Here is a 481-nt window from a genome sequence, read left to right as displayed (position 1 = left end):
CCCCGCCCCGCCCTGCGCCGCTGCCCGGCCGCTTGTCGATCACGGTCTTGCCCATGTCAGCGCCCCAGCACCCAAGCGCCCGCAGCCAGCAGCAGCGCGGGCAGTGCAATCCCCAGCCAGACCTTGCCCGGCGAGACCGGCGAGAACGCCCACACCGCCGCCAGCGCATGCAGCGCAAAGCTCCACTGCATGCCGGCCAGCACGGCCTCGGCACGGGCAGCCGGCAGCACGGCCGCCAAAAAGACGGCCAAGGCGCTGGCCAGCAGGTAGCCGCCGAACACGGCAGCCAGCAAACGGCTCAGGACGGACAGGCCCGGGTGGGCGCTGGGTACGTTAGAAAGGGGGTTCATGGGTAAGGGCATCGTGGTGGTTGTGGGATAAACAATTTTTTAAGTCGCCAATGGGCCTTTTCAGGCCCCTCCTCTTACATGACAAACGAGATGCGAAAAAGGGCCAGCTGGTTTGTAAGCACCTGTCGAGG

1 protein-coding gene is annotated in these 481 nt (G+C 65.9%); it reads right to left on the bottom strand.

The window, feature by feature from the left end; translation table 11 throughout:
- Positions 1-56 precede the first annotated feature (56 nt).
- Positions 57-350 (bottom strand): DUF3649 domain-containing protein, encoded by a 294-nt coding sequence (locus tag H928_RS0120170; protein WP_021028125.1) that lies wholly within the window; start codon positions 348-350, stop codon positions 57-59.
- Positions 351-481: the final 131 nt, after the last annotated feature.

The organism is Comamonas sp. B-9, assembly GCF_000410635.1.
GTDB lineage: Bacteria > Pseudomonadota > Gammaproteobacteria > Burkholderiales > Burkholderiaceae_C > Comamonas.
The sequence above is the reverse complement of the archived record's forward strand: the minus strand, read 5'-3'. Positions and strand labels throughout refer to the sequence as shown.